Raw genomic sequence first — 11,651 nt, 5'->3', positions numbered from 1 at the left:
ACATGGCAATTCCCGCATACATGTGGATCAAGGACGATGGTGGCGCCGATATCAAGGGTTCAGTCACCGTCTCCGGGCGCGAGGGCAGCGTCGAAGTCGTCGCCTTCGACCATGCCGTCAACATCCCGACCGACTCCAACACCGGCAAGCTGACCGGTACCCGTGTGCACAAGCCGATCATGTTCTCCAAGGAAACCGACGCCTCGACGCCCTACCTGTACAAGGCCGTCACCAGCGGCCAGACCCTGAAGTCGGTGGAGATCAAGTGGTACAAGATCGACGACGCTGGCAAGGAGAAGGAGTACTTCAACACCAGGCTGGAAAACGTGAAGGTGGTTGGCGTCACGCCCAAGATGCTCGACATCAAGAATCCGGCCTACGAGAAGCACAACCACCTCGAAGACATCGAACTGCGCTACGAGAAGATCACCTGGTCGTACAAGGACGGCAACATCATCCACGCTGACAGCTGGAACGAGCGCTCGTAAGCGCCCCGTGGCCGGTGCCTGACACCGGCCCCCCCCCGATGCGTGCGGTGCCTGACACCAGGTGCCGTGCTCACTCTCTCTTTCTAGTCCCGCAGCCCTGCTCCTCGCCATGACCACCCGTGACCATTCCCAGTTCCTGCGCCGCCTGAATGAGCACTGCGCCCATGCGCTGGCCGATGCCGCCAGCCTTTGTGAAACGCGCGCCCACCGGGACATCGAGGTCGAACACTGGCTGATCAAGTTGCTGGAATTGGGCGAAGGCGACCTGCTGGCGATCCTGCGGCGCTATGAACTGGATGTCGACGCGATCTGGAACGGCCTGCTTGCGGCCGTCGAGCGTCTGCCCCACGACCTGCGCGGCAGGCCGGGATTGTCGGTGCGGCTTGGCCAATGGCTGGAAGCTGCCTGGCTCAAGGCTTCGCTTGCCAGCGGAGCGCAATCGATCCGCTCCGCGCACCTGCTGGCCGCGTTGGCCGAAACACCGAATCTGCTGCGGGCCCCGTATGCGTGGCCGCTGCTGAGCATTTCCGCAACGCAGATCGAGCGGCTGATTCCGGAGCTGGACAAGATTTCCATCGAGGCGGATGTACCCGCGGCATCACCGGCACCGGCGGATCAGCAGACGCCCGCTTCTCCATCCCCGCCGGTGGCAGTGCCAACCGTACCAACGCGCGCCATGCCAGGTCTGGCCGATACCTCCGCGCTGGCGCGGTTCACCACCGACATCACGCAGAAGGCGCGCGACGGGAGGATCGACCCCGTGTTCGGCCGCGACATCGAGATCCGGCAGATGATCGAGATTCTGGCCCGTCGCCGCAAGAACAATCCGATCCTGGTCGGCGAGCCCGGGGTGGGCAAGACGGCGCTGGTCGAAGGGCTGGCCCTCCGGATCGCGCAAGGCGATGTCCCGGCTGTCATACGGGATGTGAGTGTGCTGACGCTTGACCTTGGGCTCCTGCAGGCCGGTGCTGGCGTCAAGGGCGAGTTCGAGCAGCGCCTCAAGAACGTGATCGAGGCTGTGCAGCAAGCGCCAACGCAGATTCTGCTCTTCATCGACGAGGCGCACACGCTGATCGGCGCGGGCAACAGCGCCGGCGGCGCCGACGCCGCCAACCTGCTCAAGCCGGCGCTTGCACGAGGCGAACTGCGCACCATTGCCGCAACGACCTGGTCGGAATACAAGCAGTATTTCGAGCGCGACGCGGCGCTCGAGCGCCGCTTCCAGATGGTCAAGGTCGACGAGCCCGACGACGAAAACGCTTGCCTGATGCTGCGCGGACTGAAGGAGCGCTATGCCGGGCACCACCGGGTGCATATTACCGATGCCGCCGTCGCCGCGGCCGTACGGCTGTCACGCCGCTACCTGACAGGGCGTCAACTGCCGGACAAGGCCGTCGACCTGCTCGATACAGCCGCCGCCAGGGTGCGGATGAGCCAGGAGGCGCCGCCTGTCGCGATCTCCGCCTGCGAAGCCGAACGCGCCGCACTGCATGTCGAACGCGATGCCCTGCTCGCGGATAGGGGGGCCACCGGTACGTGTGACCGCGACAGGCTGGCTGCCATTGATGCGAGGCTGGCAGCGCTGACAATCGAGCGGGAGCAACTCGAGCGCACGTTCACGGATCAACGGCACTGCGCCGAAGCGCTAATGACCTTGCGTGCGCAGTGGACAGCCGTGTCCAATGAATCCGCGCGACGGGATCTGGAGCCATCGATCGTCGCGGCACACCAGTCGCTGACGCACCCAGGCAAGCCATCCATGATTCACGCGGAAGTCGATGAGATGGTCATCGCGCATGTCATTGCCGACTGGACCGGGGTGCCGGTCGACAGCCTGCTGTCCAATGAGCTCGCCACGCTGCTGGAGCTGGAAGCCCGCCTGGGTGGCGTCGTGGTGGGCCAGGACGAAGCGCTGGCCGCGCTTGGCAAGAGTCTGCGCGCCGCCAAGGCGGGGCTCAAGTCAGAAGACGCGCCGTTGGGGGTCTTCCTGCTGGTGGGCCCGTCCGGGGTTGGCAAGACCGAAACCGCACGCGCGTTGGCTGATCTCATGTTCGGCGGCGAGCGATCGCTCATTACCATCAACCTCTCCGAATACCGGGAGGCGCACACCGTCTCCCAGCTGAAGGGTTCGCCGCCGGGCTATGTCGGCTATGGCGAGGGCGGCATCCTGACCGAGGCGGTGCGCCAGCGGCCCTACAGCGTGGTACTGCTGGACGAGGTCGAGAAGGCGCACCGCGATGTGCTGAACCTCTTCTATCAGGTGTTTGATCGCGGCTTCATGCGCGACGGCGAAGGTCGAGTGATCGATTTCCGCAACACGGTCATCCTCATGACGTCCAACCTCGGCAGCGAACAGATTCTTGCCGCCGCGCAGACGGTCGCGGAAGCCGGCGGAGAAGTCTCCAACGGCATGCTGATGGAAGCCATCCGGCCGACGCTGGTCGATCACTTCCAGCCAGCGCTGCTGGCGCGCTTCCAGACCATCTTGTACCGGCCGCTGGCAGCCGTTGCCATGGCGACGATCGTGCGCATGAAGCTTGCAGAACTGGCCGGGCGTATCGAGCGCCGGTTCGGCGTGCCGCTGCAATACGACGACGCCCTGGTGGCCGAACTGGTGCGTGCGTGTCTGCTGCCAGATTCCGGCGCACGCAATATCGTCAGCCTGCTGGACCAACAGATCCTGCCGGTGCTCTCGCGCGAGTTGCTGGTACGCATGGGTAGCGGGCAGACCTCGAAATCAATCAAGCTCTCATACTCGGAAGCGGACGGTATCAACGTCGGGTTCGATGAGGTCACAGCGGGAGCCGGTGCGTGACACGGGGCGGCGGACCGGGCCTCTTCGAGGCCGTCACCGGATACTTCGCGAACGGCGTCGGTGTCGACGAGTTCGACGCGACCACCCAGACCTTCTTGTCGGTGCAGGACAATATCCAGCGCATCCTCAACAGCCGCCGCGGTTGCCTGGCGCACCTGCCCGACTATGGACTGGGCGACTTGTCCCGGATCTACCGGCACCTGCCTGCGTCGGCGCACACACTCAGGCGTGAGATCGAAACCACGCTGCTGAAATACGAGCCGCGCCTGAAAGCCATCGACATCGAGATCGATGAGACCGAGCCCGGCATGCTGCTCAGCTTCACAATGAGCTGTCACCTGCATCAAACCGGACTGGTGCGATTCGGCACGCACTTCACTCCTGACAGCAAGACACGCCTTACCTTGCTGCAAGCCGCGCTCGACAGTGATTAACCTGTCTCTCTGATTAAAGCGTTGTCGGGTCGTTGTGCCGGCCGCAGCCACCAGCAATCAGTCCCCTCCGAGCTGCACTCCCTTCCCCTTGCGCCTCTCCACCGCCGCCTTAACCAGCGCGGCACTCCGATAAATCCCGTGCGCAAATTTCCCATACGGCAGTGTCGCGAACAACGCCATCACGACCCCCAGGTGAACCGCCAGCAGCAACGGCATCGCGGCAGTCTCACGGCCAGCCAGCAAGCCTAATCCCGTCCCGCTGGTCAACAACAGCAACGCAATGAATCCCCGATCCATCGGCCGCTGCCGCACATCGCCATGCATGGGATGCCGCCGCAAGTTCAGCCACAGCAAGCCGGCCGGTCCGATCAACAGCCCGATACCGCCGGCAGTGCCCAACATAACGGGCAGGCTTGGCAGCGGATATGGCGCATGCCATCCCAGCAGGTAGTGGTAAGCCGTCGCCACCATCGTCGACGCAAAGCACAGCATGAAGCCATAGAAGGTGAAATGGTGAAACCGCCGCCGCGCCAGCGTAAAGCGATCGCTCGCCTCATTGCAGCCATCGCCATGCCCGCCGTCCAGATAGGTCAGCGCCAGCACGTTCTTCGCCGCCTCGGCCACGGCGGGCGCCGAGGCGGTTCCGGCCGACACATCGCGCCAGAACCGCCGTACGCCAACGCCAAGCGCGAGCACTGAAAACCCGAACACCGCACCAAACATCGCAGCCAGCGTGTTGTGGGGAAACACTGCGTAGAAATTCCCACCCGCATGCGCGCGCCACAGCGCTCCGCCGACCGTCACGGCCAGCACCAGGAACAGCGCCAGCCCGATCGCCAGCGCCACCGACACCGTCAGGCCGTTGCGCTGGTATAGCTTGCCCAGGGGCGCCGGCCACGCATATTCGCTGTACGTCTCCAGGCGCACCCTCGCCATCGCCTGCGGCACATTCACGCCGAAGTCATGCGGCGGCGCATACTGGCAAGCGTGGTAGCACGCCCCACAGTTGTGGCACAGGTTCGCCAGATAGTTGACATCGGCCTTGCCGAACTCAAGCCGCCGCGTCATCGCCGGGAACACCGCGCAAAACCCTTCGCAATAGCGGCAGGCATTGCAGATCTGCATCTGCCGCGCGACCTCGGCTTCGTTGCCGGTCAGCGGCAGCACGCGGATCACGCGGGCATTGCCGTGCCTGGCGACAGCTTGTTCGCCTGCCAGTTCCACGGCTTCGCGCGCCAGGGCTTCAAGCTTCTGCATGGATCGCTCCCGACCTGATGCCAGCCGCAAGTGCGGCTTGCGTGCCGGCAATGCGCCCGAAAGCGGTGCCGATCGACATGCCGACCCCGGCCGTATACCCCTTGCCCAGCACGTTGCCAGCCATCATTTCCCCCGCCACGAACAGATTCCCGCTCGGCTTGCCGCCGAAATGCACCTGGGCGCGCTCATTGACCTTGAGCCCCAGGTAAGTAAAGGTGATGCCCGGCCGCAGCGCGTAGCCGTAGAACGGCGCCTGGTCGAGCGGCCGTGCCCAGTGCGTCTTGGCCGGGGCCAGACCTTCGGTATGGCAATCGTCCAGCGCGGTATGGTCGAACGTGCCGGCTCGGCACGCCGCGTTGTAGTCCTGCACGGTGCGCAAGAACTGCGCCTCCGGCAGCCCGAGCTTGCGCGCGAGTTCAGGCAGCGTGTCGGCCTTCTCGCCGGGGAACACCGGCGGCATGAAGCGGCCGATGGCCTTGCTGTCGATGATCGAATAGCCGATCTGCCCCGGCTGCTGCGCTACCAGCCGGCCCCAGATCGCGTAGCGCTTGGGCCAGAAGTCCTCGCCCTCGTCATAGAAGCGCTCGCCGTCGCGGTTGACGACGATGCCCAGCGACACGCAGTCGATGCGCGTGCAGATGCCGCCGTCATACAAGGGCGCGCGCGCGTCGATGGCAACGCAGTGCGATTGCGAAGGGTCGCCGATGGCATCGGCGCCGGATTCGATCATGTGCCGCAGCAGCACGCCCTGGTTGAAGCGCGTGCCGCGGATCAGGAAGTTGTCGGCGGGCCATTCGCCGCGCTCGTTCTGGCCCCAGGCCTCGCGCAGCCATTCGCGGTTCGACTCGAAGCCGCCCGCTGCCAGCACGCAGGCCCGCGCGGTAAAGCGTTGGTCACCGCTGCGCGCGGCGACGAAGCGGTTGCCATCCATCTCGATCGCGTCGACCGGGGTTTCATAGCGGATCTGCACGCCCATCGCTTCCGCGCTGCGGTAATACGCATTGACCAGTGCCTTGCCGCCGCCCATGAAGAAGGCGTTGGTGCGGGCCACGTGCAGCGCGCCCGACAGCGGCGGCTGGAAGCGCACGCCATGCCTGCGCATCCACGGCCGGCAGGTGGACGAGGCGCGGATCACCAGCCGCGCCAGGTGCTCGTCGGTGATGCCGCCGGTGACCTTGAGCAGGTCCTGCCAGTACTCTTCTTCGGGATAGGCATCGACCAGCACGTCTTGCGGCGCGTCGTGCATGCAGCGCAGGTTGCGGGTGTGCTGGGAATTGCCGCCGCGCCAGGCGCGCGGCGCGGATTCGAGCAGCAGCACCGAGGCCCCGGCTTCGCGCGCCATCAGCGCCGCGCACAGGGCCGCGTTGCCGCCGCCAATTATTAATACATCCACCAATACGTCGACCATCGGCATTGTCTCCTTGCTGGCGCCATCTTGGCCGGCAAGGCGCGACGCCGCCATCAGGGGCGAGGCAAGGGGGCTTCAGCTTTCGTGAAGCCCCGGCGCTCAACGTCGCTCGGCGTTGAAGGGATCAGCGCGGCCGCAGGGTAGCGCCCGGCCAGCGCCCTTCGCGCACCAGCGTGGCGGCCACGTCGGCCAGCACCACGCGCGCGGCCAGCCCCGCCGGGGATAGCTCATCGTCGGACAGGCTCACCAGCAGGTTGGGGCGGGTCGCGCCGGCGTCGGCAAGCAGCACGCTGCGGTAGGCCGTGCCCTGGCTGCGCGCCAGCGCCGCGCCGGGCTGGATGGTGGCGCCCAGGCCACCCCGCACGGCATCCATCAGGATGGCCAGGCCATCGATCTCGGCCACCACCTGCGGCTCGCGCTTTGCCTGCCGGAAGCAGGCGGCGACCAGCGCGCGCAAGCCGTGTGAGCCGCTGGGCAGGATCAGCGGCAGCTTGCCCAGCGCTGCCACCGAGGTGCTTGCGCCGCGCGGCATCCCGGCCAGCCCCTCGGCGCCGATCACGAACAGGCGCTCGTCGAGCAGCGGCAGCACGCTCCAGCGCTGGGCCGGCTCCTCGCTGAACAGCACCGCCAGGTCGATCTGGCGCGCGCTCAGCATGGCGCCGAGATAGCCGGACAGGCTCTCCACCATGCGCAGCCGCACGTCGGGGTAGCGCTCGCGCATGGCCTGCATGAATGGCAGCGCCAGCACGCCTGCCGTGCTGGGCGGCAGCCCCACGCTGACGTGGCCAGACAATCGCGCCTGGCGCGCCGCGAGCGCGGCGTCGTCGATATGGCGCAGCGCCAGCTGGGCCTGGCGCCAGAAGGCAAGGCCGGCATCGGTGGCGACCACGCCGGTCGAGGTGCGCTGCAGCAGCCGCGTCGACAGCTCGCTTTCCAGCCGGCTGATCTGCTGGCTCAGCGCGGAGGTGACCACGCCCAGCTCCAGCGCCGCCTTGCCCATGCTGCCATGCTCGATCACGCTGACGAAGTAGCGCAGTTGCCTCAGTTCCATGTCGCGTCCCCGCTGCCGCAAATTGGCGGCATGGTAGCGGAAAACCCGTCGCGGTTCACGAATCCTGAAGACCCCTTAACGCCCGCCCGATGGCGCGCGCCACCGCGGCTGCGTAGAGTCGCACCACCAGAAGCGGGCGCCTGCCCGCCGTCCCATAACAACATGACTTCCCGCAAAGGAGACTGCATGCCTTCCGTTTCGCGCATCCGCCGCGGCGTGCTGGCGGCGCTGGCCGCCGGCGCCGTGCTGGCCAATCCCGCCGCCATCACCACCGCATTCGCCGCCGACAGCTGGCCGGCCAGGCCAATCACGCTGGTGGTGCCCTTCGCCAGCGGCGGCACCACCGACATCCTCGCGCGCACCGTCGGCCAGAAGCTGGGCGAGGCGCTGCAGCAGCCCGTGGTGATCGACAACCGTCCCGGCGCCGGCGGCACCATTGGCGCGGCCAACGTCGCGCGTGCGCAGCCCGACGGCTATACCTTCCTGCTCGCCACCGTGGCGCACACCATGGCGCCGGCGATCTACAAGAGCCTGCCGTACGAGTTCACGCGCGACCTCGACCCCGTGGGGCTGGTGGCGCTGACGCCCAACGTGCTGGTGGTCAACCCCGCCATCCCGGCGCGGTCGGTGCCGGAGCTGATCGCCTATATCAAGGCGCACCCCGGCAAGGTCAACTACGGCTCCGCTGGCATCGGCAGCACCGAGCACATGTCCGGCGAGCTGTTCCGCTCGCTCACCGGAACCGATATCGCACATGTGCCGTACAAGGGCGGCGCGCCGATGATGACCGACCTGATCGCCGGCCAGATCCAGATGGCGATCGAGACCAGCCCGTCGGCCTCGCAGCACGTGCGCAGCGGCAAGGTCAAGGCGCTGGCCGTCACCACCGCAAAGCGCTCCGGCGCCTATCCGGGCGTGCCGACGCTGTCCGAGAGCGGCGTCAAAGGCTATGAAGTCACCACGTGGTTCGCGCTGATGGCGCCGCGCGGCACGCCGGCGGCGATCGGGCAGCGTGTGTCGGCGGAACTCGGCAAGCTGCTGAAGGCGCCGGACGTGCAGAAGCGCTTCGAAGAGCAGGGCGTGACCGCGGGCGACATGACGCCGCCGCAGCTCGCGGCATTTATCCGCGCCGAGACCGACAAGTGGGTCAAGGTCGCGCGCGAGTCGGGGGCCAAGGCGGAATAAGCATGGAACATGCGCGTCGATGCGTGGACTTGCGCGGCGACCTGAACACCCACTGCCCGCCGGAGTCCAATGGTATGACGCCAGCCTGGACCCGGAGGCAAGCCATGCATGACCTGACCTTTGTTCACGCTGACGCCGCGCATACCGAGTGGCAGGTTGCGCTGGCCGACTGCCAGCGCCAACTGGACACGCAGGACCTGCTGCGCCAGGCGCGGCTGGACCATGCGCCGCCGCTGACGCTCGGCTGGTGCTATATCAGCGATTACTACGCGCTCGCTGCGGAGGCGATCCTCGCCGCGTTGCAGCAGAACTGGCCCGGGGTGTCGTGGGTCGGCACGGTTGGCCTCGGCGTGTCGGCGAGCGGCGTGGAATACTTCGACCAGCCGGCAATGGCGCTGCTGGCGGCGCCGTTCCCGCGCGGCAGCTTCCGGCTGTTCTCGGGGCGCCAGCCCTTGCCGGCGGCGTCATCGGGCTTTGTCCCGCATACCGCGCTCGTGCATGCCGAAGGCAGCACACCTGATGTGCAGGAGCTACTGCACGAACTGAGCGCGCGCACCGCCACCGGTTACCTGTTCGGCGGACTGAGCTCGGCACGCAACCGTACCCTGCATATTGCCGACGGCGTGTATTCCGGCGGACTGTCCGGCGTGCTGTTTGGTCCGGAAGTCGAACTCGTCTCCCGCGTCACGCAGGGCTGCCAGCCGATCGGGCCGGCACGCGCGGTGACGCGCAGCGAACACAACCTGCTGTTCGCACTGGACGGCAAGCCCGCGCTGGATTGCGTGCTGCAAGACCTGGGCGTCGAGCGCGACGCACCCGTGGAAGCGATGGCCGAAGCGTTGTCGGGAACGCTTGCGGGTTTGAACGCCGCCACCGACGATGCGCCGGTGCAGCCGGGCAGGTTCGGCTCGGATACGTTGGTGCGCCACCTGATCGGCCTGGATGTGCAGCATCGCGTTCTCGCGCTTGCCGACCAGGTCGCGCCGGGCATGCGGCTGGCGTTCTGCATGCGCAACGCCGCCGCGGCGCGCGCGGACCTGGAACGCATCGCCACGGAAATCCGCAGGGACATCGAGCAAGGCGGCGGCCACGCGCGTGGCGCGCTCTACATCAGCTGCTCAGGCCGGGGCGGGCCGCATTTCGGCGCGCCGCATGCCGAACTGCAGACTGTGCGCCGGGCGCTGGGCGACCTGCCGCTGGCGGGCTTCTTTGCGGGCGGCGAGATCGCGCGGGATCACCTCTATGGCTATACCGGCGTGCTGACGGTATTCACCAGCCATTGAACAGGCTGGCGACCGGGCAGGGACCTAGTCAGCCGATGACGGCTTCGATGCTGCGCACCTGGCGCGCAAACCAGCTGCGCAGCAAGCCGTTCGACCAGACCATCGGCAGCGAAGACGCAACCATGCGGTAGACCTCGCGGCGCGGCATCTTCGAGGCCCTGGCCGGGTCCAGCCAGTGCTCGTTGCGCACCAGCAGCAGCAAGGTTTCCATGCCGATCAGGATCGGCCACAGGCACGCCAGCCGCAGCCGGACGAAGCGCCGCGGGATGGCCAGCGTGTAGGCCATGGCTTCTTGGAAATGCGCCAGCGTCATGGCGGCCAGCGAACGCATCAGGGCATGCGCGCGCACCGAAGCGTCTGGCAGCAGCAAATCCTGCGGCGTCAGCCCATGTTGTTCCAGCAGCGACGCCGGCAAGTAGCAGCGGCCGATGCGCAGGTCCTTGCCGCAGTCGCGCAGCACATTGGTCATCTGCAGGGCCTTGCCGAAGCGGATCCCGCTGCGCAGCATGGCGCCGAGGTCGCCATTGATCGCACCCGGCACGTGCATCGCGGTCATGTGGGTCCAGAATTCGCCGACGCATCCGGCGACCATGTAGGTGTAGTGGTCCAGCGCCGCCAGGTCGGGGAGTGCCACGATGCGGCCGGCGCGCTCGTCGGGGAACGTGCGCAGGTCGAACTCCATGCCTTCGCTGAGGGTGGAGACGATCTGCCTTACCGCTTGCCGGTCAGCCGGTTCCAGCTGCGTGAGCACCGCCAGCGCGGGATCGAGCGACTCGAGCAGGATCCGCTCATCCGGGTGCTTCTGGTGGTGAGCCATCTCCGTCGCGATGCGGAGCGCCGACGCCGCGCCATCCGTGTTGCCGTTGACCTGGTCACGCAACGATAGCAGCAATGCCAGCCGCCTTTCCGGCGCGATCAGCGCGGTATCGGCAATGGTGTCCGCAGCGCGTGCGATCAGATAGGCAAGGGCTACCGGATCGCGCATGCGCGCGGGCAGCACGCGCAGCGTCAGGTAGAACGAACGCGAGACGCCTTTGAGCAGCGGACCGAGGAGAAACGCTCGGCTGGTGTCGCGCATGGGTGGTGACCTGTTCTTAAGCGGTTGGCGGAGAGATAGGCCTGGTTGGCAGCAGGCGGGCGCGGACATTGTACCTTCGACATGGATGCGAGGCGCCCACTGGAGCGGCTTGGCTGTGGCGCAGCGCTTCCCGTTAATTGATTGACCGGACGAGACAAGTTTGCGGACGAGGCTGCATGTGCTTCGGCAATGTCTGCAACCAGGCGGCGTGAAACCGGCGCTGCGTTGATCCCTTCAGATGCTAGCCTCGACATTCCTCTACCCCGATTTATCACTGTGACCTGGCCTGGCACTCATTGGGAGGCTGGTTAGATATTTTTGTTCCTCGATCAGAAGCTGAACCTTAGGATGAGATATCGATTGCGCCGTTAGCTCGCAGGTAAAAGTGGCTGGTACCAGGATCGCGCGTTCCTAGACTGAAGCTGGGCGGTGTGGAATTGCCCATTTCTCAGCTAACCAAGGAGTTCGAAATGATCGATAAACCATGCAGTACCTCCGCGACGATTGACTCGCAAACCAGCTTCGACGTCGAAGACTTTGTCTTCGAGGTCGAATGGGATTCGGGTCATGATCCGGAACGCGCCATGTGGGGAGAAGCCATCCAATGAGCGCGATGAGTGAGGCGAGGTGGAAATGGTCCACCTTGCCATTC

At 66.3% G+C, this 11,651-nt stretch carries 10 protein-coding genes; 6 read left to right on the top strand and 4 right to left on the bottom strand.

Going from position 1 to position 11,651, the window contains the following annotated elements:
* Positions 1 to 2 precede the first annotated feature (2 nt).
* From K309_RS0121910 to tssE, 3 genes are all read left to right on the top strand, one after another.
* Entirely contained in the window at positions 3 to 488 is a 486-nt protein-coding gene (locus K309_RS0121910; protein WP_029048419.1) for an Hcp family type VI secretion system effector, read from the top strand.
* Positions 489 to 597: 109 nt separating this feature from the next.
* Entirely contained in the window at positions 598 to 3,303 is a 2,706-nt protein-coding gene (gene tssH / locus K309_RS0121905) for a type VI secretion system ATPase TssH (RefSeq protein WP_029048418.1), read from the top strand.
* Positions 3,300 to 3,737, top strand: a complete 438-nt coding sequence (gene tssE / locus K309_RS0121900) for a type VI secretion system baseplate subunit TssE (protein ID WP_029048417.1) — start codon at positions 3,300 to 3,302, stop codon at positions 3,735 to 3,737. Before tssH ends, tssE begins: the two co-directional genes overlap by 4 nt.
* Before the next feature lie 57 nt (positions 3,738 to 3,794).
* Here the strand turns inward: tssE and tcuB are convergent, their stop codons facing one another.
* The 3 genes from tcuB to K309_RS0121885 all read right to left on the bottom strand — a co-directional run bounded on the left by tcuB (position 3,795) and on the right by K309_RS0121885 (position 7,453).
* Positions 3,795 to 4,994, bottom strand: coding sequence for a tricarballylate utilization 4Fe-4S protein TcuB (gene tcuB, locus K309_RS0121895; RefSeq protein WP_029048416.1), 1,200 nt, complete (start codon positions 4,992 to 4,994; stop codon positions 3,795 to 3,797).
* Positions 4,981 to 6,390 carry an FAD-dependent tricarballylate dehydrogenase TcuA gene (gene tcuA, locus K309_RS0121890; RefSeq protein WP_029048415.1) on the bottom strand — a complete coding sequence of 470 codons (1,410 nt, stop codon included), beginning with the start codon at positions 6,388 to 6,390 and terminating at the stop codon, positions 4,981 to 4,983. Before tcuA ends, tcuB begins: the two co-directional genes overlap by 14 nt.
* Positions 6,391 to 6,526: 136 nt before the next feature.
* Entirely contained in the window at positions 6,527 to 7,453 is a 927-nt protein-coding gene (locus tag K309_RS0121885) for a LysR family transcriptional regulator (RefSeq protein ID WP_029048414.1), read from the bottom strand.
* A 186-nt stretch (positions 7,454 to 7,639) separates the two neighbouring features.
* Between K309_RS0121885 and K309_RS0121880 the strand changes: the two genes are divergently transcribed.
* Both K309_RS0121880 and K309_RS0121875 read left to right on the top strand, forming a co-directional pair.
* Positions 7,640 to 8,638 carry a tripartite tricarboxylate transporter substrate binding protein gene (locus K309_RS0121880; RefSeq protein ID WP_029048413.1) on the top strand — a complete coding sequence of 333 codons (999 nt, stop codon included), beginning with the start codon at positions 7,640 to 7,642 and terminating at the stop codon, positions 8,636 to 8,638.
* A gap of 104 nt (positions 8,639 to 8,742) precedes the next feature.
* The gene (locus K309_RS0121875; RefSeq protein ID WP_029048412.1) at positions 8,743 to 9,921 is read left to right on the top strand and encodes an FIST signal transduction protein; all 1,179 of its coding nucleotides are present in this window, start codon (positions 8,743 to 8,745) and stop codon (positions 9,919 to 9,921) included.
* A 28-nt stretch (positions 9,922 to 9,949) separates the two neighbouring features.
* Here K309_RS0121875 and K309_RS0121870 read toward each other — a convergent pair whose 3' ends face one another.
* On the bottom strand, positions 9,950 to 10,999 hold the full coding sequence (locus tag K309_RS0121870; protein ID WP_029048411.1) for a phytoene/squalene synthase family protein: 1,050 nt from the start codon (positions 10,997 to 10,999) through the stop codon (positions 9,950 to 9,952).
* A gap of 470 nt (positions 11,000 to 11,469) precedes the next feature.
* Between K309_RS0121870 and K309_RS41830 the strand changes: the two genes are divergently transcribed.
* Positions 11,470 to 11,607 carry a hypothetical protein gene (locus tag K309_RS41830; RefSeq protein WP_156914416.1) on the top strand — a complete coding sequence of 46 codons (138 nt, stop codon included), beginning with the start codon at positions 11,470 to 11,472 and terminating at the stop codon, positions 11,605 to 11,607.
* The last annotated feature ends 44 nt before the right edge of the window (positions 11,608 to 11,651 follow it).

The sequence above is a fragment of the Cupriavidus phytohabitans genome (assembly GCF_000426345.1).
Classification (GTDB): Bacteria; Pseudomonadota; Gammaproteobacteria; order Burkholderiales; family Burkholderiaceae; genus Cupriavidus.
This window is presented reverse-complemented; position numbering and strand designations above follow the sequence as displayed.

Coding starts and splice junctions, on each gene's coding strand:
- K309_RS0121910 (WP_029048419.1), top strand. CDS start 3: ATGGCAATTCCCGCATACATGTGGATCAAGGACGATGGTGGCGCCGAT.
- tssH (WP_029048418.1), top strand. CDS start 598: ATGACCACCCGTGACCATTCCCAGTTCCTGCGCCGCCTGAATGAGCAC.
- tcuB (WP_029048416.1), bottom strand. CDS start 4,994: ATGCAGAAGCTTGAAGCCCTGGCGCGCGAAGCCGTGGAACTGGCAGGC.
- K309_RS0121885 (WP_029048414.1), bottom strand. CDS start 7,453: ATGGAACTGAGGCAACTGCGCTACTTCGTCAGCGTGATCGAGCATGGC.
- K309_RS0121880 (WP_029048413.1), top strand. CDS start 7,640: ATGCCTTCCGTTTCGCGCATCCGCCGCGGCGTGCTGGCGGCGCTGGCC.
- K309_RS0121875 (WP_029048412.1), top strand. CDS start 8,743: ATGCATGACCTGACCTTTGTTCACGCTGACGCCGCGCATACCGAGTGG.
- K309_RS0121870 (WP_029048411.1), bottom strand. CDS start 10,999: ATGCGCGACACCAGCCGAGCGTTTCTCCTCGGTCCGCTGCTCAAAGGC.
- K309_RS41830 (WP_156914416.1), top strand. CDS start 11,470: ATGATCGATAAACCATGCAGTACCTCCGCGACGATTGACTCGCAAACC.